Annotated in this window: 16 protein-coding genes; 12 read left to right on the forward strand and 4 right to left on the reverse strand. The window is 63.6% G+C overall.

Annotation, left to right across the window (positions count from 1 at the left end; all coding sequences use genetic code 11):
* Positions 1-172: 172 nt before the first annotated feature.
* The gene (locus BXE_RS10850; RefSeq protein ID WP_007181966.1) at positions 173-469 is read right to left on the reverse strand and encodes a PsiF family protein; all 297 of its coding nucleotides are present in this window, start codon (positions 467-469) and stop codon (positions 173-175) included.
* Positions 470-755: 286 nt separating this feature from the next.
* Positions 756-1,106 (reverse strand): hypothetical protein, encoded by a 351-nt coding sequence (locus BXE_RS45815; RefSeq protein WP_011488339.1) that lies wholly within the window; start codon positions 1,104-1,106, stop codon positions 756-758.
* A 467-nt stretch (positions 1,107-1,573) separates the two neighbouring features.
* Here BXE_RS45815 and BXE_RS10855 point away from each other — a divergent pair, with 467 nt between their 5' ends.
* Positions 1,574-2,779, forward strand: a complete 1,206-nt coding sequence (locus tag BXE_RS10855) for a transposase (protein ID WP_011488340.1) — start codon at positions 1,574-1,576, stop codon at positions 2,777-2,779.
* Between the two features lie 129 nt (positions 2,780-2,908).
* Here the strand turns inward: BXE_RS10855 and BXE_RS10860 are convergent, their stop codons facing one another.
* The gene (locus BXE_RS10860) at positions 2,909-4,462 is read right to left on the reverse strand and encodes a mannose-1-phosphate guanylyltransferase/mannose-6-phosphate isomerase (RefSeq protein ID WP_011488341.1); all 1,554 of its coding nucleotides are present in this window, start codon (positions 4,460-4,462) and stop codon (positions 2,909-2,911) included.
* A 635-nt stretch (positions 4,463-5,097) separates the two neighbouring features.
* Between BXE_RS10860 and BXE_RS10865 the strand changes: the two genes are divergently transcribed.
* The 11 genes from BXE_RS10865 (at position 5,098) to BXE_RS10915 (ending at position 19,211) form a co-directional block, all read left to right on the forward strand.
* Positions 5,098-6,495: an undecaprenyl-phosphate glucose phosphotransferase gene (locus BXE_RS10865; protein WP_011488343.1), complete on the forward strand. Its 1,398-nt coding sequence runs from the start codon at positions 5,098-5,100 to the stop codon at positions 6,493-6,495.
* Between the two features lie 134 nt (positions 6,496-6,629).
* Positions 6,630-8,078, forward strand: coding sequence for a UDP-glucose dehydrogenase family protein (locus BXE_RS10870; protein WP_011488344.1), 1,449 nt, complete (start codon positions 6,630-6,632; stop codon positions 8,076-8,078).
* A gap of 77 nt (positions 8,079-8,155) precedes the next feature.
* Complete coding sequence (locus BXE_RS10875; RefSeq protein WP_007181961.1) at positions 8,156-8,611, forward strand: exopolysaccharide biosynthesis protein; 456 nt, start codon at positions 8,156-8,158, stop codon at positions 8,609-8,611.
* Complete coding sequence (locus tag BXE_RS10880) at positions 8,605-9,834, forward strand: polysaccharide biosynthesis/export family protein (RefSeq protein WP_038457944.1); 1,230 nt, start codon at positions 8,605-8,607, stop codon at positions 9,832-9,834. The genes BXE_RS10875 and BXE_RS10880 overlap by 7 nt, the downstream gene beginning before the upstream one ends.
* Before the next feature lie 123 nt (positions 9,835-9,957).
* On the forward strand, positions 9,958-12,156 hold the full coding sequence (locus BXE_RS10885; RefSeq protein WP_038457942.1) for a polysaccharide biosynthesis tyrosine autokinase: 2,199 nt from the start codon (positions 9,958-9,960) through the stop codon (positions 12,154-12,156).
* A gap of 62 nt (positions 12,157-12,218) precedes the next feature.
* Positions 12,219-13,151, forward strand: a complete 933-nt coding sequence (locus tag BXE_RS10890) for a glycosyltransferase family 2 protein (RefSeq protein WP_011488347.1) — start codon at positions 12,219-12,221, stop codon at positions 13,149-13,151.
* Between the two features lie 97 nt (positions 13,152-13,248).
* Entirely contained in the window at positions 13,249-14,439 is a 1,191-nt protein-coding gene (locus tag BXE_RS10895; RefSeq protein ID WP_011488348.1) for a glycosyltransferase, read from the forward strand.
* A 3-nt stretch (positions 14,440-14,442) separates the two neighbouring features.
* The gene (locus tag BXE_RS10900) at positions 14,443-15,936 is read left to right on the forward strand and encodes a glucose-6-phosphate isomerase (RefSeq protein ID WP_011488349.1); all 1,494 of its coding nucleotides are present in this window, start codon (positions 14,443-14,445) and stop codon (positions 15,934-15,936) included.
* On the forward strand, positions 15,933-17,162 hold the full coding sequence (locus BXE_RS10905; protein WP_011488350.1) for a glycosyltransferase family 4 protein: 1,230 nt from the start codon (positions 15,933-15,935) through the stop codon (positions 17,160-17,162). The genes BXE_RS10900 and BXE_RS10905 overlap by 4 nt, the downstream gene beginning before the upstream one ends.
* A gap of 79 nt (positions 17,163-17,241) precedes the next feature.
* Complete coding sequence (locus BXE_RS10910) at positions 17,242-18,408, forward strand: glycosyltransferase family 4 protein (RefSeq protein WP_011488351.1); 1,167 nt, start codon at positions 17,242-17,244, stop codon at positions 18,406-18,408.
* A 242-nt stretch (positions 18,409-18,650) separates the two neighbouring features.
* A complete protein-coding gene (locus BXE_RS10915) occupies positions 18,651-19,211 on the forward strand; it encodes a hypothetical protein (RefSeq protein ID WP_011488353.1) in 561 nt (186 codons plus the stop codon).
* Positions 19,212-19,309: 98 nt separating this feature from the next.
* Here the strand turns inward: BXE_RS10915 and gmd are convergent, their stop codons facing one another.
* Positions 19,310-20,353, reverse strand: coding sequence for a GDP-mannose 4,6-dehydratase (gene gmd, locus BXE_RS10920; RefSeq protein WP_007181954.1), 1,044 nt, complete (start codon positions 20,351-20,353; stop codon positions 19,310-19,312).
* Between the last annotated feature and the right edge of the window lie 63 nt (positions 20,354-20,416).

Consider the following 20,416-nt stretch of genomic DNA (forward strand, 5'->3'; position numbering starts at 1 on the left):
GGGGTGGGCCGTCTCCGCAGCCATCATAGAAGAAAAATGGCGCGTTCGGGCGGACGCCCGGGGTGGGCGTGGGGCGGAGAGTGGGAAGCGGGCGTGCCGGAAACGGCGTTGCGTTGTTCGAGCGCAGGGCGCTCGCGCGCCGCGCTGCTGGCGCGGCGCTGACTCACGATGTTTAGTTGGACGGTGCCGACGACAGGCAGCTCTTCATGAACGCCTTGCGGTCATCACCCTTCTTGCCGGTGGCTTGCGTGTTGCACGCCTTCATCTTGTCCTGCTGACTCATCGGCGCAGCGGCCGCCGGCTTCGCGGACAGGCACGTTTTCATGAATGCCTTGCGGTCATCGCCCTTCTTGTCACCGGCCTGCTTGTTACAGTCGGCCATTTTCGTCTGCTGGCTGTTCTGTGCGAACACCGGAGAAACGAGGACAGCGCCCAGCACCAGCGTAGCGATAGCGGATTGGACTTTCATGTGACACTCCATCGGTGGTGAAAACGTTTTTGGTGGTTCATGCGCGCGGGCGTCAGCGATATCCGGGACCCTCGGCAACGCCCATTATGGCAAATGCTGTCTGCCAGAACGGCCGGAACGGCAATCCGGTTGACAGATGCTCACGCTGGTTTTCCCTGACGGGGAGGGCAGCGAATACGTATTGGAGAATGAAAGGGCAATGGCGATCGTAGCGAATTATGTTATGCAATCCAGATTAAATGTGCGAGGCGGATTCAAACGGAATTAGCGCGAGGAAATGCGCCGGTCACGTGAAAAAATAAAACATGCATTGGGCATTGCTGCGGATGCAACTGAATAGTAAATCGGAAGTAAATTCCATAAGCTGTCGTTTAGGTAACATTGACCACAACGCATGCCGGCAGTTCGCCGCCGTCCGCTCACGGAAGGCCGGCGGCCACTTCGCAACACGCTGCGGGGCGAGGGAAGGGATGGCGGCAGTCTTTAAAAATGCATGAAACCAGTGAGATGAAACCAGGTCTACTGAGCGTATCGGCGCGGCATTGAGCGGCGGACTCAGGCGCTTTTGGCTGGCGTCACCGGGCCGGATGGGCGGCGCCATTCTCCGCACGGTGATGCGCAGCACATAGACCATCAATCATTGCTTCCTGCTTGCCGGCATTCGTCCAGGCGCTTGCCGGGGTGACCAGAATTCATGCCTCGAAGACGGTGGGATTCGTTAAAGCCAATTCGCCGTCGATATCCCATTGTTGTGCGCTGCAATAGCGTAATTTTTCAGCAAGAACCAACCGGACTTGTGTGACGGCAATGCGAGAAAAGACGCAGCAAAAAGGACAAGTTTGTTTCTATCCGTAACACTTGTCTCACGCATATTCACGGAAACCCTGGGGATGGTATGCTTCGTGCACAATTCTCCCATGCACGAGTGAGACCACGTTTTGTGCTTCGCAATAGGGATAAACCGCACTAAGACAGGGCGGGTTTGACCGGCAGACAGAACGTACAAGACATATTTGTGCAACCGCGGGCTGCACACGGATCGTGAAAGTTGAATCCGTGGCGTCCCAAAGCCGCGGCCCGGCCAGGCTGCGTGGAGAAAATCCAATGTTTTTCGATGAGCTAAGCAATGACGAATGGGCGCTGCTGGCAGCGCTTGTCTCAGATGAGCCGGCCGTCCGTCTAAATCGACGCGGCCGGCCGCGCGCCGAACCACGCATCGTGGCGAATGCCGTGTTGTGGATACTCACAACCGGCGAGCCCTGGTCGAAACTGCCCGGCCGCTATCCGTCGGGTCCCACTTGCCGGCGCCGTTTTGAAGAGTGGCAGTTGAACGGCACGCTCCTCGAGATGGTTCGGCTGCTGTCGCAAACCGGGCGCACCTTTGCGTACGTCCCCCAGCCGGCGCCGCCCGTCGCGGCCAAACCTGCGGCACCGGTAGCGGAAAGCCCGCGCGCGCGCGACGAAACGCTGCGCGGCGTGTCCTGGAGAAGTCCCGAGTCGTGGCAGGCGCCCGGCGTGTCCAACAGCCTGAGCCACTGGCGTTCGGCCGATCCGATTGCGGACATTACCCGTCAGTTGTCAGGAGCAGCGCACGTCGCGCCAGACGTGCCGCCGGTATCGCGCGCGCCGGCCGCACCCGCACGATATGTCGATGTCGCGAGCCCGCACGCGTTTCGTCCGGACGAAGCGGGAGCGGTCAATGCGGCCATGCATGGTCTGAATTCCGCTGTCGCGACGGCGCGCGCCACACCCGCGCCCGACGACCGGCGCAGCCCGCTGTCATTGAGCCTCGCGCCACGCGGCACGGAAATCGCCGATCGTGGCTACGTGATTTACGTCGCGGCGGAGCGGGTGCCGAACGCCATGTTTCGCGCATGGGCGGAAATCATGAAGGACGGCAAACGCGTCGAGCGTTCCGGTCTCGTCGGCCCGCGCTTTGCGGATGCGGATGCGGCGGAGCACTACGCGCTCGACTGGGCGCGGCAGTGGATTGATCGCGAATGCCTCACGCTGGCGGCAGCAGCAGAATCCGCGGCTGCGGCTCGTGCATCGACGCAAGCATCGACTCAGGCATCGGCGCATGTTTCACCAACTCCGGTGCCCACGGCGGCTCGTCCGCTGCCTGCCTTGCGCCACGTGCCCGAACCGGTCGCGGCCAGTCACGGCGCACCTTTGCATGGACCGCTGAACGCGTTTCGTGGTCCGCTGCGCCGTTATCCCAGCGAGCCGGCTACTGTCAACGCCGCGACCGAGAGCAGTGCATCGGATCGTTTTACGTCGTACCCAGAACTCATCTCCCACGCAGGGTGAGCACGGCAGTTCCCCGCGGCCGGTAGGAGCAACCGCCGCAGGTTCCCGCTTCATTCGTTGTGATTCACTGGTGATGTCAGAAGGACGCCGTTCGCCGACGCCCGTTGATCGACGCTTGCTGGTGACTTGTCACTGGCGTCCGTAAGTGTCGTCGAAGCGCACGATATCGTCTTCGCCGAGATACGAACCGGACTGGACCTCGATCATTTCGAGCGGTATCTTGCCCGGATTTTCGAGCCGGTGAGTGACACCCAGCGGAATATAAGCCGATTCGTTTTCGGAGACGATAAAGCGCTCTTCACCCCGCGTGACGAGCGCCGTGCCGCGCACGACGATCCAGTGTTCGGCGCGGTGATGATGCATTTGCAGCGAGAGCCGCGCACCGGGTTTCACCACGATCCGCTTGACCTGGAAACGCTCGCCGGTGTCGACGGAATCGTAATTACCCCACGGACGATGCACCTTGCGATGGTTGGCCGCTTCCAGCCCGCCGTCGCTGCGAATCCGGCCCACGATCTTCTTCACGTCCTGCACGCGCGACTTGTCGGCGACCAGAATGGCGTCGGCCGTTTCCACCACCACCAGGTCCTGCGTGCCCACGCAGGCAATCAGGCGTCCTTCCGAATGCGCGAAGGTCGAGACGGCGCCTTCGAACATCACACGGCCGCGCCCCACGTTCTGGTCGGCGTCCTTGTCCGAGATGTCCCAGATCGCGTCCCACGAACCCACGTCGGACCAGCCGGCCTGCAACGGCACGACGATGCCGGTGGCCGCGCTCTGATCGGTGCCGAGCTGTTCCATCACCGCGTAGTCGATCGAATTGGACGGCGAGGCGCTGAACGCGTCGCGCTGCAGGCGGAAGAAGTCGCCATCCGCCTTGCCGCCCGCGAAGGCCGCGTCGCACGCTTCGTAAATGGCCGGCTGGAAATAGCGGATCGCCTTCAGCCAGGTCGACGCGCGCATGATGAAAATACCGCTATTCCACCAGTACTCCTGCGATTCGATATACCGCTGCGCCAGCTCCAGATGCGGCTTCTCGACGAAGCGATCGAGCTTGTGCGCGCCGATCCTGCCGGCGGCTTGCGTGCCGGCCTGCTGCATATCATTAGTCGTGCCAAGCGCTGCGCCGATGCGAATGTAGCCATAGCCCGTTTCCGCGCGCGTCGGCACGATACCCATCGTGACGATATGCCCGGCTGCCGCATGCTGCACGCCGGTCGCCACTGCCGCATGAAATCCGGCGATGTCCGTGACCGCATGATCGGCGGGCATCACCACCATGATGCCGTCTTCGTCTTGCGCGGCGACCGAGAGGGCGGCCACCGTGAGCGCCGGCGCCGTGTCGCGTCCGGTGGGTTCGAGAATCAGCCGGGTCGGCTTGCCGCTCGTGCGCAATTGCTCGGCGGTGGTGAAGCGCTGCTCTTCATTGGCCACCACGATGAGTTGCTCGGTGAGCGGATAGCCGGCTTCGAGTCCTTCGAGACGGCGCGTGGTGGACTGCAGCAGCGAATCGTCGCCGAGCAGGCCGATGAGCTGCTTCGGGTGCTGTTCGCGCGACATCGGCCATAACCGCGTGCCGGAGCCGCCCGCCAGAATCACAGGATGAACCTTGAGCTTGACGTTCAGGGACTTGACTTGCGTGGACCGGGTGTCGGCAGACGTGGCCGTAACCGGAGCTGTCATGATGGACTCCTCGAGGCTGGGTGAATGCCTCGATTTTTATCACGAACCCGGGAATCAATAAAAGCGCGTTAAATGGAAACTATATAAAGCGATCAATAAAATTATCCATTTCATGAAGAAAAAATGTCTCGCCAATTTTTTAAAAAGAAAAATTACGCGAAAAAAATCACGGGCTATTTTTTTATCGCCGTCCGGATCGCAGAATGATCGCGGAGACTGTGGCGTAAGCTTCGTAGGAAAACGATCGGACGACGCCGGATCGGCCTGTGGAAAGGCGTTCTGGCTGATGAAAAAACACCGGAAACGGTAAAAAATGCCGAACAAAATTCAGAAAAAATGCCGAAACATTGACCGATACAATTTGAGATATTTTGCGGTCTTGCAGTGGGAATTTTAATATCGCTTTATCTATACCTGTACAAGGGTATTCACTCATTCCGGCACACATTTCCTGATCCGGTCGTTCAGGCGATCTTTTCGATTGGGAAACAGAAGGGCAATTAGCACCGCTTCGAACAGTTTCGCGTCGCGCATGGAATGGCATGACGCGGATAGCGGCGTTGTGCGTCCCATCGCCGGAGTGGATTTCAACCAACCAACGGATGGCACTTGACTGACGAACTGAGGGGCAGCGCATGCTGAGCGTTCTATCGAGAATCATCGACATCGCCATGGTCGCGCTCGGTGCCGCCATTGCGGCGGCCGTGCACAGCGGGAAAGCCGTGTGGCTGGACGACATGCAAAGCGTCTCGCTCGCGTTCGACTGCCTGCTGGTGGTGGTATTTTTCCCGGCGCTCGGGATCTATCAGTCGTGGCGCGGCAAGCCGCTGTACGACCTGCTGTGCCGCGTGGCGGGCGGCTGGCTGCTGGTGGAAGTCACCGGCGTGCTGATCAGCTTCAGCCTGCACCGCTCGGACAGCCTGTCGCGGTTGTGGCTCGTTTATTGGGCTGCGGCCACGATCGTGCTGCTGATCGTCACCAAGGTGATCGTCTATTCGATCCTGCGCGGACTGCGCCGCGAAGGCTTCAATCAGCGCGCGGTGGCGATCGTGGGCGGTGCGCCGTACGGGCGCTTTCTGATCCAGCAGATGCGCAGCCGTCCGGATGCGGGCTTCAGCCCCGTCGTCGTGTTCGACGAGGACGGCACCATCAATCCGTATGAGGACCCCGACGCGGGCGAGGCGATCGAAGGCGTGCCAGTCGAGCGCGACTATCAGCGCATGCTGCACCTCGTGCGCCAGCGCGCGATCCGCGAGTTGTGGCTTGCGCTGCCGATCTCGAAGGAGAAAGCGATTCACCGCTTCGTGATGGATTTGCGCAACGACTTCGTGAACATCCGCTTCATTCCCGACGTGCGCAGCCTCACGCTCTTCAATCAGCCAATGGTCGATCTGCTCGGCGTGCCGGCGATCAACCTCGCCGCTTCGCCGATCACCGATCTGCGCGTGCTGCCCAAGCGCGTGTTCGACCGCCTGTTCGCGCTCGCCGCGTTGACCGCGCTCGCGCCGGTGATGGTCGTGATCGCGGTGATGGTCAAGCTGAGCTCGCCCGGTCCGGTGTTCTTCCGGCAGAAGCGCAAGGGTATCGACGGCAACCAGTTCGAGATCTACAAGTTCCGCTCGATGAAGATCCACCACGAAGAGGCCGGCAAGATCACCCAGGCCACGCGGCGCGATCCGCGCATCACCGCGGTCGGCGCGTTCCTGCGGCGCACCAGCCTCGACGAGTTGCCGCAGTTCATCAACGTGCTGCGCGGCGAGATGTCGGTGGTGGGTCCACGTCCGCACGCGCTCGAACACGACGACATCTACAAGGATCTGGTGAAGGGCTACATGCACCGCTACCGGATCAAGCCGGGCATTACCGGGTGGGCGCAGATCAACGGCTATCGCGGCGAAACCGATCGCATCGAAAAGATGATGGGCCGCGTCAAGCTCGATCTGTACTACATGCAGCACTGGACCTTCTGGCTCGACATCAAGATCGTCGTGCTAACGCTGTGGAAGGGCTTTGTGGGCAGCAATGCTTATTGACGGCCCCCACCTGTCGCTTGGCGCCAGCCCCCCGAGGGATGCAAGAAAACCTGGGGCGGCCCGGCGTTTTCTTGCGGGCTTCGGTCACGCGTCATGTGACTTTTTACTGGATTCAATTCTGCGAGGTGTAATACATGAACCTGACGATCATCGGTAGTGGCTACGTAGGCCTCGTGACAGGCGCGTGTCTGGCCGACATTGGCCACGACGTGTTCTGTCTCGACGTCGATCAGCGCAAGATCGACGTGCTCAACAACGGCGGCGTGCCGATCCATGAACCGGGTCTGCAGGAGATCATCGCGCGCAATCGCAAGGCCGGCCGCCTGAAGTTTTCGACCGACGTCGAAGCGGCGGTCGCGCACGGCGATATCCAGTTCATCGCGGTCGGCACGCCGTCCGACGAAGACGGATCCGCCGACCTGCAATACGTGCTGGCCGCCGCGCGCAACATTGGCCGCCATATGACGGGCTTCAAGGTGATCGTCGACAAATCCACTGTGCCGGTCGGCACGGCCTCGCGCGTGCGTGACGTGATCGCTGCCGAACTGGCCGGCCGCAACGCTGCGCACATGTTCTCAGTGGTGTCGAATCCCGAGTTCTTGAAAGAGGGCGCGGCGGTGGAAGACTTCACGCGGCCCGATCGGATCGTGCTCGGTTGCGACGAAGACGTGCCGGGTGAAAAAGCGCGCGAGCTGATGAAGCGCCTCTACGCGCCGTTCAACCGCAATCGCGAACGCACGCTGTACATGGACGTGCGCTCGGCCGAATTCACCAAGTACGCGGCCAACGCCATGCTCGCCACGCGTATTTCGTACATGAACGAACTCGCGAATCTGGCCGACCGCGTCGGTGCGGATATCGAGGCGGTGCGGCGCGGCATCGGGTCCGATCCGCGCATCGGCTACGACTTCCTGTATGCCGGTTGCGGCTACGGCGGTTCGTGCTTTCCGAAGGACGTGCAGGCGCTGATCCGCACGGCCGCCGACCACAAGGCGAATCTGCGCATTCTCGAAGCGGTGGAAGCGGTCAACGACACGCAGAAGCAGGTGCTCGCGCAGAAGATCGTCTCGCGTCTGGGCGAAGACCTGTCCGACCGCACCTTCGGCGTATGGGGCCTCGCCTTCAAGCCGAATACCGACGACATGCGCGAAGCGCCGAGCCGTCCGCTGATCGCCGAACTGCTGCGCCGCGGCGCCCGCGTGAAGGCATACGATCCGGTCGCGATCGACGAATCGAAGCGGGTGTTCGCGCTGGATCTGAAGGACGTGCCGCAGCAGCATGCGCGCCTGTCGTTCGTGAAGGAAGAGATGGAAGCCGCCGAAGGCGCGGATGCGCTGGTGATCCTCACCGAATGGAAGGTGTTCAAGAGCCCGGACTTCGATTCGCTCAAACGGATCCTCAGGACGCCGCTGATTTTCGACGGCCGCAACCTGTACGAGCCGGACGCGCTGCTCGAACTCGGTATCGAGTATCAGGCAATCGGCCGTCAGCACGCGCTGCGCAGCGCCCCGGCGAAGGTCGGCGCGAACGGCTTGCCGCTCGCGCATGTGCCGGCGCTGAATGCCGCCGGAGCCGGCCGCTGAGCTGCCGCCGGAGCGCCGCCATTGCACCGTCAAGCACCCGCTCAGCCGCCGTCACGCGCCTCATCACGGAGCCCGCCATGTTTGCCAATGTTCTGATCGTCTGCCACGCCAACGTGTGCCGTTCGCCTGCCGCCGAAATGCTGTTCAAGGCGCGGCAACGGGCGGCGTCGCGTTCGCACGCGGAGCCGATCGCGTTTCATTCGGCGGGTCTGCGTGCCGTGAACGGTCACGGCATGGACCCCGTGATGCGGCGCCTGCTCGCCGAGCAGGGCGTCGCCTCGGGCATCCACTACGCGCGGCGTCTGGACCGGCAACTCGTGCGCAGCGCCGATCTGGTGCTGGTCACCGAGCGCGCGCAGGTGAGCGACGTCGAAGCACTCGATCCGGCTTCGCGCGGCAAGGTCTATCCGCTCGGCAAGTGGGAAGCGGATTCCGACGTCGCCGATCCGCACGGCGGGGCGGAAACCGCTTATAGGGAGAGTCTCGTGCTCATCGAACATCTGGTCATGGGATGGCTGAAAAAAATATGCTGATGAAAAAACTCACTGCACACCCGTTCACGGACGGCAAGTCGACGAATTTCAGGTCCGGACTCGCCGCCACGCTTTTGCTGACGTCCTTTCTGTCGGCCTGCGCCACCGCACCTGGCAACTACCTCGATACCTCCCGTCTGAAAGACGACGGCCAGCACGACAGTCAACCCGCCGAAACCTATCCGGTCCATCTCATCGACGCGAATGTCGTGACCGCGCAGGCGCAAGCCGCCGCGGCGAAGATCCAGGTACTGCCGACCTCCACCGTGAGCGACCCGTCGCAGTATGTGTACCGGCTCGCGCCGCAGGACATTCTCGGCATCACCGTGTGGGATCACCCGGAACTGACCACGCCGCAGGGCAGCACGCTGTCGGCGGGCGGCAACACCACGCAGTCGATCGGCGGCGCGTTGCAGCAGCCGTACACGGCCGCGCTGCCGGGGCAGGCCGATCCGTACGGCCAGACCATTGCCGCCGACGGCACGATCTTTTTCCCGTTCGTCGGCCGCATTCGCGCCGCCGGCAAAACCGTCAGCGAGTTGCGCGATCAGTTGAGCACCGGACTCGTGCGCTATATCCGCAATCCGCAGGTGGACGTGCGCGTGCTGTCGTATCGCGGCCAGAAAGTGCAGGTGACCGGCGAAGTGAAGACGCCGGGCCCGCTCGCGGTGAGCGACGTGCCGCTCACGCTGGTCGACGCGATCACGCGTTCGGGCGGCACCAATGCGGACGCCGATATTCAGCGCGTGCGTCTCACGCGCAACAACAAGCTCTACATACTCGACGCCGACCGCATGCTCGATCGCGGCGACACCACGCAGAACGTGATGCTGCAAAACGGCGACGTGATCAACGTACCGGACCGCACCGACAGCCGGATCTTCGTGATGGGCGAAGTGAAGACGCCGATCCAGCTGCCGATCATCAGGGGGCGCATGACGATCGCCGACGCGCTCACGCAGGCCGGCGGCATTCTCGACACGGACGCCAATCCGCGTCAGATCTTCGTGATGCGCGGCATGAGAGATCACCCGACCACGCCGGACGTGTATCGCCTCGACATGACGCAGCCGGACGCCATCATGCTGTCCTCGCAATTCCAGTTGCAGCCGCTGGATGTCGTGTACGTGGGCACCGCTGCGTCGACCACCTTCAACCGTGTGTTGCAGCAGGTGCTGCCGACTGTGCAGACGTTGTTCTACCTGAAACAGCTGACGCGCTGATCATCTGAACCGCTGTCGTCAGGCCCGCGCCGCGCCGCCCATCGGGGACGCGGCGCGGGACCGAAGCAAACGCGATGTAACCGATACGGGAAGCGAATTGTGAGCAACCAGATCTCTCCACACATGGCCGGTCCGATCAAGACCGAAGAAGAGGACGTCGTCCTCGGGCAACTGCTGCAGGTGATCCTCGACGACATCTGGTGGCTGATCGCCATCGCCGCCGTGATCGTCGCGATTGCGGGTGCGTACTGCTTCCTCGCCAAGCCGATCTATTCCGCCGATGCGCACGTGCGGGTCGAGCAGTCCGACAACACGTCACAGGCGCTCACGCAGACGCAAACGGGCGCGGCGATCACCACCGGCTCGACCGCGCTGCCGACCGACGCCGAGATCGAAATTATCAAGAGCCGCGGCGTGGTCGGCCCGGTCGTGCAGCAGCTCAAACTGAACTTCAGCGTCACGCCGAAGACCTTCCCGCTGCTCGGCAGCATCGCCGCGCGCATGGCGACGCCGGGTCAGCCGGCGCGTCCGTGGCTGGGCTTGTCGTCGTACGCATGGGGCGGTGAAGAGGCCGACGTCGATTCGATCGACGTGATCCCCGCGCTGGAAGGTCAGAAGCTGACCATGAAGGTGCTGGACGACCAGCACTACGAACTGTATGCGACCAACGGCGCGCTGCTGCTGCGCGGCGTCGTCGGCCAGCAGGAACAGGGCGGCGGCGTGACCATGACGGTCAACAAACTGGTGGCGCGCCCCGGCGAGGAATTCACGGTGATGCGCGCCAACGACCTCGACGCGATCACCGCGTTCCAGTCGGCCATCACGGTGCAGGAGCAGGGCAAGCAGACCGGCGTGATCCAGATTTCGCTGGAAGACAAGAGCCCGGAACATGCCGCGCTGGTCGCCAACGCGCTCGCCCAGTCGTATGTGCGCCAGCACGTGCTGAACAAGCAGGCCGACGCGAGCAAGATGCTCGACTTCCTGAAGAGCGAAGAGCCGCGCCTGAAGGCCGACCTCGAACGCGCCGAAGCCGCGCTGACCGCGTATCAGCGTCAGTCCGGCTCGATCAACGCGAGCGACGAAGCCAAGGTGTACCTGGAAGGCAGCATGCAGTACGAACAGCAGATCGCCGGCTTGCGCCTGCAGATGGCGCAGCTCACCGAGCGTTACGGCGACGACCACCCGATGCTGGTGGCCGCGCGCGCGCAGATGGCCGAATTGCAGGCGCAGCGCGCCAAATACGCCGACCGCTTCCGCGATCTGCCGGCCACCGAAGTGAAGGCCGTGCAGTTGCAGCGCGACGCGAAAGTGGCCGAAGACATCTACGTGCTGCTGCTCAACCGGGTGCAGGAGTTGTCGGTGCAGAAGGCCGGCACCGGCGGCAACGTGCATATCGTCGACGCCGCGCTGCGCCCGGGCGTGCCGGTCAAGCCGAAGAAGGCGCTGATCCTCTCGGCGGCGGTGATTCTCGGGCTGATCGCGGGCACCGGCTTCGTGTTCCTGCGCCGCAATATGTTCAAGGGCATCGACGACCCCGATCACATCGAGCGTGCGTTCCACCTGCCGGTGTTCGGCCTCGTACCGCAAAGCGCCGAACAGGCCGTGCTCGAAAGCAGCTTCCTGCGCGGCGGCGAACGCCTGCGCTCGGTGCTGGCGAATGCGCGGCCGAAGGACGTCACGGTGGAAAGCCTGCGCAGTCTGCGCACCTCCATGCAGTTCACCATGATGGACGCGAAGAACCGCATCGTCATGCTGACGGGGCCGATGGCCGGCGTCGGCAAGAGCTTCCTGACGGTCAACCTCGCGGTGCTGCTCGCGAATTCGGGCAAGCGTGTGCTGATGATCGACGGCGACATGCGCCGCGGTGTGCTCGAACGCTATCTGGGCGGTGTGCCGGATAACGGTCTCTCTGAATTGCTGAGCGGCCAGATCTCGCTGGAAGAAGCGATTCGCAGCTCGAATGTGGAGGGCCTGAGCTTCATCTCGTGCGGCCGCCGTCCGCCGAATCCGTCGGAGCTGCTGATGTCGCCGCGCCTGCCGCAATACCTCGAAGGTCTCGCCAAGCGCTACGACGTGATCATGATCGATACGCCGCCGGTGCTGGCCGTGACCGATGCGTCGATCATCGGCGCGTATGCCGGATCGACCTTCTTCGTGATGCGCTCGGGCGTGCACAGCGAGGGCGAAATCGCCGACGCGCTCAAGCGTCTGCGCGCGGCCGGCGTGCACGTGCAGGGCGGCATTTTCAACGGCATGCCGGCGCGTTCGCGCGGCGGCTACGACCGGGGCTATGCGGCGGTTCAGGAATACCTGAGCACCTGAGCCGGATGCGTTTCGGGATGCAATCCGGTCTTCGCGCAACGACGATTAAAAAGGACATCACGATGAAAGTGACGGTACTGGTTCCGACTTTCCGACGCCCGGCCGATCTGGCGCGCTGCCTCGCCGCGCTGCAACGGCAGTCGCGCCTGCCCGACGAAGTGGTGGTAGTGGCGCGCGCCGACGACGAAGCGACGCATGCCTGCCTGCGCGATCCGGCCGTGCCGGGCGCGCTGCCGCTCTCGGTGGCGCTCGTCGAAGTGCCCGGCCAGGTCGCGGCGCTGAATCGCGGACTGGACGCGGCCAACGGCGACGTGATCGCGATCACCGACGACGACGCCGCGCCGCACGCCGACTGGGTTGAACGCATCGCGGCCGCATTCGAGGGCGACGCGCGCCTCGGCGCGCTCGGCGGACGCGACTGGGTGCACGAGAAAGGCCGCGTGCTCGACGGCGAGCGGCCGCTGGTGGGCAAGGTCACGGCCCACGGCAAGATCATCGGCAATCATCATCTCGGCGTGGGCGGTGCGCGCGAAGTCGATATTCTGAAAGGCGCGAACATGAGTTATCGCCGCGAGGCGGTGCGCACCATCCGCTTCGACGCGCGCCTGCGCGGCGCGGGCGCGCAGGTCCACAACGACATGGCCTTCAGCCTTGCGGTGAAGAACGCCGGCTGGAAGCTGATGTACGACCCGCGCGTGGCGGTCGATCACTTTCCCGCCGAGCGTTTCGACGACGACCGGCGCGACGCGCAAACCATGACCGCGTTGCGCAACGCCGCCTTCAACTTCCATCTGATTCTGCTCGACCAGTTGCCGCCGCTGCGCCGCGAAACCGCCTGGTGGTGGTGGACGCTGGTCGGCACGCGGGTTTATCCGGGGCTCACGCATGCGGCGCTCGCGCTGCTCTCGAAGCAGGCCGGCCTGAAGCTCACGCGTTGGCGTGCGGTGCGCACCGGCGCCCACGAAGCGCGCCGCGCGCTGTCCCGCGCCGCGTGAGTTCCGCGTTCCCTACGTTCACGCAGCGCGTTCGCGCGTCGGCAGCCCGCATGCGGGCCGCCGATGCCCCTTTCCACCGGCAGAGCGGAGTGTCTGCATGAGTACGAAAGTCCACGTTCATCTGTTTTACGGCGCGGATCCGCGCTTTTACCGGCCGGGCGACAATATCGGCTGCCTGTACGGCTATCACCACGCCGAATCCGACGCGTTCGCGCTGACCTATTCGCAGGACGCCCGCGAAGGCAAGCCGGTGCGGTTGCTGCGCCGTGCGCTGAAGGCCGCGCTCGGCTTCGACTTCATCCATACGTGGCGCAATCGCGCCGAGATGCTGCGCTCGGACGTGATCTGGACGCATACCGAGCAGGAATGGCTCTCGGCCGCGCTCATGCTGTTGCTGAGCGGCCGCAAGGCGGGCACCGATAGCGGCCCCTTGCTGCTCGCGCAAAGCGTGTGGCTGCTCGACAAGTGGCCTTCGTACGGCGTGCTGCGCAGCTGGCTGTATCGCAAGCTGATGAAGCGCGCGGATCAGCTCACCACGCTCGCCAGCGAAAACGCCGAATTGTGCCGGCGCTATTTCGATCGCGACGCCAGGCCGCTGCTGTACGGCCTGAATACGCGCGATTTTCCGGTCAGGAGCCCTGTTGAGTGGACGCCGCACACGCCGATCCGCATCGCCGCCATCGGCAACGATCGCGACCGCGATTGGGAGACGCTCATCCAGGCATTCGGCAACGACGCGCGCTATACCGTGAAGCTCGCTACGCGGCGCCGGATTCCCGCGTCGCTGCGCGCGCCCAACGTCGAGATCGCGCTGTTCTCCGGCATCAGGAAGCAGCACGAACTGTACGACTGGGCCGACGTGATCGTCGTGCCGCTGCGGCCGAATTCGCACGCCTCGGGCATCACGGTGATGCTCGAAGCAGCGGCGGTTGGCAAGCCGATGGTGGTGACGAATGTCGGCGCGTTGCAGGATTATTTCCCGGCGGGCGAGGCGTTCTATATCCCGCCGTTCGATCCGCGGGCACTGCGCGAAGCGGTCGACCAGCTCGCCGCCGCACCGGCGGACGCGTTGCGCCAGGCGCAGGCGGCCGCGGCCGGTTTGCTGTCGCGCGATCTGACCACGCAGCACTACGCGATGCAGCATGTGCGGATCACCCAGGAGATGCTGCGCGCGAGGGCCGCGACGCGCGCGCGCCCGGCGGCCAGCATGGCTGCGGCTGCGGCGACGACGGCGGCGGCAGTGGCCGAGCCCGAGCGGTCGGCGCGCCAGTCGCGTGGAGGTCTCTGAACGATGTCGACGATCGCGCGAAGCGCCGATAGCTCGAACAGCGGCTCGAACAGCGCGGGACGGGCGCCGTCCCGTACCCGCAAGGAATGGCTGCCGGAGGCTTTGCTGTGGCTCGTCACGGCGCTGCTGATCGGCGCGCATCAGGGCACGGTGCTCACGCTCGCGTTTCCGATGCTCGCGATCCTGACGGGCCTGTGGCTCTACTTCAGGAGCCCGGCGCGCTACATCGGCTTCATGTGGTGGCTGTGGTTCCTGAGCCCGGAAGTGCGGCGTCTGGCCGACTGGTCCAAAGGCTCGTTCACGCCGACCAGCCTGATCCAGGTTGCGCCGCTTGCGGTGACGATGATCAGCGCGCTGTCGCTGCTGCGCTACTACAAGCTGCTCGCGCAGCGGCGCGGCCTGCCGGTGCTGCTGATCCTGCTCGGGCTGATCTATGCGTTCCTGGTGGGCGTGATGTCGAGCGGACCGCTCGCGGCCACCTACGATCTCGCGAACTGGCTCTATCCGATCCTGATCGGCTTTCACATCATGGCGCACACGCGCCAGTATCCGAAGTACCGCGACACCATCGTCAATACGTTCATCTGGGGCATGCTGGTGATGGGCGGCTACGGCCTCGTGCAGTTTTTCATCATGCCGCAGTGGGACGCGCTGTGGATGCTCGGCTCGCAGATGAACTCGCAAGGCGACCCCGTGCCGATGGGCGTGCGCGTGTTCAGCACGATGAATTCGTCTGGACCGTTCGCGTTCGCGATGATGGGCGCGATGGTGTTCGTGATGGCGGCCACGCACCGGGTACGCTGGATCGCCGCGGCGCTCGGCTTTTTCGCGTTCGCGCTGAGCCTCGTGCGCTCGACCTGGGGCGGCTGGGTCATCGCGCTGCTGATCCAGCTCGTCAAATCGAACAACAAGGTGCGGGTGCGCATCATCGCCAGCGCGGTGCTGCTGGCGGGGCTCTGCGTGCCGCTGCTGGCGGTCGGCCCGGTTGCCGAGCGGATGCAGGCGCGCCTCACCACCATCGTCAACCTGAACGACGACCAGAGCTATGCGGCGCGTAACGAATTCTATGCGACCTTCGCCAAAACCGCCTTTACCGATGTGTCCGGCGAGGGCATGGGCGCGACCGGCACCTCCACCAAGCTCTCGAACGACGGCGGCCAGCTCGGCCAGTACGGCAACTTCGACAGCGGCGTGATGAACATTCCGTTCGTGCTCGGCTGGCCCGGCACGCTGCTCTACATGTCCGGCATTGTCTGGATCCTGACACGCGCCGTGCTCGCGTCGTTCAAGCTGCGCAACGACAAATTCGTCTCCGCCTGCCTGAGCCTGAGTCTCGCGACCTTCGCGATGCTGGTGTTCACCAATTCGCTGGTGGGCACGGGCGGCTTGCTGCTTTTCATGAGTGTTTTTTCGATCCTTTCCGCGGTGCATTACGAAAAACTGAACCGCGCAGGTACGTCATATCGCACGCTATTACTTCACGGAGGCACTGATTGAGAGTTGCCATTGTCACGCACGTTGTGCGCCATAACGACGGCCAGGGGCGCGTCAACCACGAGATCGCGCGCGCGGCGCTCGACGAGAACATCGGCGTCACGCTGGTCGCCTCGCATGTCGCGCCCGATCTGCTCGCGCATCCGAACGTCCGCTGGGTGCCGGTGAAAATCGGCCGCTGGTGGCCCACCAATCTGCTGCGCCAGCAGGTGTTCGCGTTCAGAAGCGCGATGTGGCTGCGCGCGCATCGCCGCGAATACGACGTGCTGCATGTGAACGGCTTCATCACGTGGATGCGCGCCGACGTCAACACCTCGCACTTCGTGCATAGCGGCTGGTTCGGCAGCAAGTACTACCCGTTCGGGCTCACCAAGGGCGTGTGGTCCGCGTATCAGTCGGTCTATACGCGCTGCAATGCGCTGCTCGAACGCTGGGCCTACCGGCGCTCGAAGGTGATCACAGCGGTGTCGCAAAAGGTCGCCGACGAAATCCGCGCGATCGGCCTCACGCCGGATAACCGTGTGGATGTGATCTACAACGGCGTCGATACGCAGGGCTTCGCGGCGGCCACCGGCGACCGCGAGAAATTCGGCCTGCCGAAAGACGCGTTCCTGCTGCTGTTCGTCGGCGACCTGCGCACGCCGCGCAAGAACCTCGGCACCGTGCTCGCCGCGCTCAGGTTTCTGCCGGAGCACGTGCAGATCGCGGTGGCCGGTTTTCTGCCGGGCAGCCCGTACCCGGAACAGGCGAAGGCGCTCGGCATCGCGCACCGCGTGCATTTTCTCGGGCTCGTGAAAGAGATGCCGGTGCTGATGCATTCGGTCGACGCCTTCGTCTTCCCGTCGCGCTACGAAGCGATGAGCCTGTCGCTGCTCGAAGCGATGGCGGCCGGTTTGCCGGTGGTCACCGCGCGCACCGCGGGCGGCGCTGAAATCATCACGCCGGAATGCGGCATCGTGCTCGACGATCCGGACGATCCCAAGGCGCTCGCCGAGGCGATCGCGCGTCTCGCCGGAAATCACGACGAGCGCCGCGCGATGGGTGTCGCCGCCAACGAACTCGCGACCGGCTTCGGCTGGGCGCGCATGGCCGCGCAATACATCGCGCTGTATCGCCAGTTGGCGGGGCAGCAGAAGGATCGACGGCGCAGCGAGGCGGAGGCAGCGGCGGTCGCCAGAAACGACGCGCTGACGCTGAACACGCTGGCCGGCCAGAAGAGCGCGGAATGACGCGGCGGGTTTCAACCAGCCGGCTGACGTATGCGGCGCTTCATCATCACAACTCTCAGAACGCACAGGGGTCACAATCATGACGACAAGCTCCATCAAATCGCTGCAGATCGGGATGCACTGGTTCCCCGAGCGCGCGGGCGGCCTCGACCGCATGTACTACTCGCTGGTGGGCGCGTTGCCGGGCGCGGGCGTCGCGGTGCGCGGCGTGGTGGCCGGCTCGCCGAAAGTGGCCGCCGACACCGGTGGCGCGATCAACGGCTTCGGCTCGGCCGCGCAATCGCTGCCGTTGCGCCTGATGGCCGCGCGCCGCGCGCTGCGAGAGGAGATCGGCAAGTCGCGCCCGGACGTGATTTCGTCGCACTTCGCGCTCTACACGTTTCCGGGTCTCGACGTGACGCGCGGCATACCGCAGGTCTCGCATTTTCAGGGGCCGTGGGCCGACGAAAGTCACGTGGAAGGCGCCGACTCGCTTGGCCAGCGCGCCAAGCGTTACCTGGAGCAATCGGTCTATGCGCGTTCGTCGCGGCTGATCGTGTTGTCCGAGGCGTTCGGCAAGATTCTGACCTCGCGCTATCGCATTGCGCCGGAGCGGGTGCGCGTCGTGCCCGGCTGCGTGGATGTCGAGCAGTTCAATCTGCCGATCTCGCCCGCCGAGGCGCGCCTGCGGCTGCAATTGCCGCAAGACCGGCCGATCGTGCTGGCGGTGCGGCGCCTGGTGCGCCGCATGGGCCTCGAAGATCTGATCGACGCGGTGAAGCTGCTCAAGCGCAGCGCGCCGGACGTGCTGCTGCTGATTGCCGGCAAAGGGCGGCTCGAAGGCGAACTGCAGGCGCGCATTACCGAGGCGGGTCTGGAGGACAACGTCAAGCTGCTGGGTTTCGTGCCCGATCAGCATCTGGCGGCGTTGTATCGCGCGGCGAACATCAGCGTGGTGCCGACGGTCGCGCTGGAGGGTTTCGGGCTGATTACGGTGGAATCGCTGGCCTCGGGCACGCCGGTGCTGGTGACACCGGTCGGCGGCTTGCCGGAAGCGGTGGCGGGTTTGTCGCCGAATCTGGTGCTGCCGGAGACGGGCGCGAAGGCGATCGCGGATGGTCTGGCGGGCGCGCTCAACGGCACGCTGAAGTTACCCGATGCCGAAGCATGCCGCCGTTATGCGCGTGAGAACTTCGATAACTCGGTGATCGCGAAACGGGTGGCGTCGGTGTATGGGGAGGCGATTGCGGCGGGTGGGGTGCATTGAGGGCTGAGCGGGGCACATCGCCAGTCGCGGCTGTATGAAAATTCCTTTCTCATTTTCAAAATTTTCCCGTGGCGATGAATGCGGGGCAGGAGGACCATCGATCTCACGACGGTTGATGCCTTCGTCCACCACAAGCGGTATCGCGGTGTCGCGAACGGTATCTACCTGAAAAAGATCAGTGCATGTGCTACGAAACTTCGAGATGATCCTGACTCAATGCAGATACTTCGTGACATGGTGAAATGAAAGCCGTTGTCCTTGCTGTCGCGTTGGCTGCGGCCGGCACCGTCACCATTGACGCGCGCGCAGACGGAGCCAGTCAGTTGCGTCCGGTCGTCTCGTGCGCTCTCAGTGACGGTAGTCGCGCGACACTAAAGGCCAGATCGAGTGGGCCAGATGGAAACGCCTTGTTCGTGCAAGTTGGGAATAAAGCCGAGCGCGCGTTCCTCGACATGCCAGACAGCGACTTTGTCGGTCGCATTGTCTTGTCAACCTGCATTGACAGGACGCTGATTTTTGCATTGGAGTATGGGCCGCCCTATCTGAAGGGCGTCGCGATCCGCCGGAACCCAAGAACTCACGCAGACGAAAGGATTTACTTTGCGGAGAAGGCTCTACCTCGCTGGGTGTACCTCGGGGACAGCGAGATGCTCGTGGTTATTCAAGATCGCGGCAGTGAAGCGAATGGAAGGTACGTCATCTATCGATACATTTCTGGCAAAGGGCAAACGGCGGAGCCGACAATTTCCAATGTTTTGCCTGAAAGACGTGGTCGCAAAGTCTTATTCTTGAAGACGCACTGATCCACGACCATCCACCATGCTTCGCGATTTTTGCGTTGACGAACAATGGGCCAGCCGACCCGCCGCGCTGGCGGGGGCTCGGCTGCCGCCCCGTCGAATCAGAACGTCTCGTGATGCTCGTTGCGCCCCAGATCCGCATGAACCATCATGTGGCACAGCTGTTCCAGCGTGGTTGCCGGTTTCCAGCCGAGCTTCTCGTGAGCCTTGTCCGCGCAGCCGATCAGCAGATCCACTTCGGCCGGCCGATAGAACTTCGGATTCACGCGCACCAGTGTCTTGCCGGTAGCGACATCGATACCCGTTTCGCGCTCTTCCTTGCCCGACCATTCGAGCTGATACCCCGCCGCGGCGAACGCCATGCGCACGAAATCGCGGACCGTTTCGGTGCGGCCGGTGGCGAGCACGAAGGTGTCCGGCTCATCGGCTTGCAGCATGCGCCACATGCCTTCCACGTATTCGAGCGCGAAGCCCCAGTCGCGCCGCGCGCTCATGTTGCCCAGCTCCAGCACGTCCTGCTTGCCGAGCTTGATCTTGGCGACGGTGTCGGTAATCTTGCGGGTGACGAATTCACGCCCACGCAGCGGCGATTCGTGATTGAACAGAATCCCGCTGCTCGCAAAGAGCCCATACGATTCGCGATAGTTGATCGTCGACCAATGCGCGAACAGCTTGGCCACGCCATAGGGGCTGCGGGGATAGAAGGGCGTGTCCTCGCGTTGCGGCACGGCCTGCACGAGGCCGAACATCTCCGACGTGGACGCCTGGTAGTAACGCGTCTTCGGGTTGAGAATGCGGATGCCTTCGAGCAGATTCAGCGCGCCGATGCCGGTTACTTCGGCGGTCGTCACCGGCTGGTCGAACGAAACGCCCACGAAGCTTTGCGCGGCGAGGTTGTACAACTCGTCGGCCTGCGCGCCTTCGAGCAGCCGCAGCGTCGAACCGAGATCGGTGAGATCGTGTTCGACCAGACGCAGATTCGGATGATCGAGCACACCCAGCTCACGCATACGCCAGAAATTGACGGAACTCGTGCGCCGGTAGGTGCCGGTCACGTGGTAGCCCTTGTCGAGCAGCAGTTTGGTCAGATAGGCGCCGTCCTGTCCGGATACGCCGGTGATGATCGCTTTGCGTGGTTGGCTCATAGCTTGCCTTCGTGATTGTTAAAAGAAAAAGAAGAAGCGGTCGCGCCGGTCAGGCGCATTTCA

The organism is Paraburkholderia xenovorans LB400 (genome assembly GCF_000013645.1).
GTDB lineage: Bacteria > Pseudomonadota > Gammaproteobacteria > Burkholderiales > Burkholderiaceae > Paraburkholderia > Paraburkholderia xenovorans.

Coding starts and splice junctions, on each gene's coding strand:
- BXE_RS10890 (WP_011488347.1), top strand. CDS start 12,219: ATGAAAGTGACGGTACTGGTTCCGACTTTCCGACGCCCGGCCGATCTG.
- BXE_RS10910 (WP_011488351.1), top strand. CDS start 17,242: ATGACGACAAGCTCCATCAAATCGCTGCAGATCGGGATGCACTGGTTC.
- BXE_RS10895 (WP_011488348.1), top strand. CDS start 13,249: ATGAGTACGAAAGTCCACGTTCATCTGTTTTACGGCGCGGATCCGCGC.
- BXE_RS10855 (WP_011488340.1), top strand. CDS start 1,574: ATGTTTTTCGATGAGCTAAGCAATGACGAATGGGCGCTGCTGGCAGCG.
- BXE_RS10875 (WP_007181961.1), top strand. CDS start 8,156: ATGTTTGCCAATGTTCTGATCGTCTGCCACGCCAACGTGTGCCGTTCG.
- BXE_RS10915 (WP_011488353.1), top strand. CDS start 18,651: ATGAAAGCCGTTGTCCTTGCTGTCGCGTTGGCTGCGGCCGGCACCGTC.
- BXE_RS10850 (WP_007181966.1), bottom strand. CDS start 469: ATGAAAGTCCAATCCGCTATCGCTACGCTGGTGCTGGGCGCTGTCCTC.
- BXE_RS10865 (WP_011488343.1), top strand. CDS start 5,098: ATGCTGAGCGTTCTATCGAGAATCATCGACATCGCCATGGTCGCGCTC.
- BXE_RS10900 (WP_011488349.1), top strand. CDS start 14,443: ATGTCGACGATCGCGCGAAGCGCCGATAGCTCGAACAGCGGCTCGAAC.
- BXE_RS10885 (WP_038457942.1), top strand. CDS start 9,958: ATGGCCGGTCCGATCAAGACCGAAGAAGAGGACGTCGTCCTCGGGCAA.
- BXE_RS10860 (WP_011488341.1), bottom strand. CDS start 4,462: ATGACAGCTCCGGTTACGGCCACGTCTGCCGACACCCGGTCCACGCAA.
- gmd (WP_007181954.1), bottom strand. CDS start 20,353: ATGAGCCAACCACGCAAAGCGATCATCACCGGCGTATCCGGACAGGAC.
- BXE_RS10870 (WP_011488344.1), top strand. CDS start 6,630: ATGAACCTGACGATCATCGGTAGTGGCTACGTAGGCCTCGTGACAGGC.
- BXE_RS10880 (WP_038457944.1), top strand. CDS start 8,605: ATGCTGATGAAAAAACTCACTGCACACCCGTTCACGGACGGCAAGTCG.